This window comes from Mesorhizobium sp. M1A.F.Ca.IN.020.06.1.1 (assembly GCF_004023265.1).
GTDB lineage: Bacteria > Pseudomonadota > Alphaproteobacteria > Rhizobiales > Rhizobiaceae > Mesorhizobium.
Window position 1 is genome coordinate 1 of record NZ_RZSR01001716.1, and the last position, 553, is coordinate 553.

The window sequence follows — 553 nt, forward strand, 5'->3', positions numbered from 1 at the left end:
CCCGCCTCTGAGATAGGGTGACGATTGCCGTATGACGCAAGGCTTGGCCCCGATCACGAACGCGTCATCCGCCCGCCCGCGGCACCGGGTCGTCGGCCCGACGTCCGAGCGTCGTTGCGCCCTGCGGCGAGAACACCGGCACGAAGACGCGGCGCGACGCGCGCTGCGCGACAGGCACGCCCTGGTAGAGCCGCTTCTGTGCCTCGACGACGATGACCCCGGAAAAGATCGGCCAGAGCCGCCGGCCGGCGCGCTCCAGCACGTTGTGGAACTGCATCATGGAGCGCCGCGGCGATGGCGGGAAGAACAGCGCATCCGACCATGCGGCCGGCGTGAAATTGGCCTCGCGCAGCAATTCGGTGAGCTGGCCGCGCGAGAACGGCCGGCCGTTGCCGAAGGGCGTGTGCTCGAAACGCGCCCAGACGCCGCGCCGGTTGGGCACGACGATGACGACCCTGCCCGCCGGCGACAGCACGCGCCAGATCTCGTTCAGCGTCTCACGCGGATTTTCGACATGTTCGAGCGAGTGGACGAGCAGCATGCGGTCGATGCA

The 553-nt window shown here is 68.9% G+C and carries 1 protein-coding gene; it reads right to left on the reverse strand.

The features are described 5' to 3' along the window. Positions 1 to 64: 64 nt before the first annotated feature. On the reverse strand, positions 65 to 553 hold a 489-nt coding region (locus EOA60_RS36525; RefSeq protein ID WP_128312807.1), incomplete at its 5' end, for a methyltransferase domain-containing protein.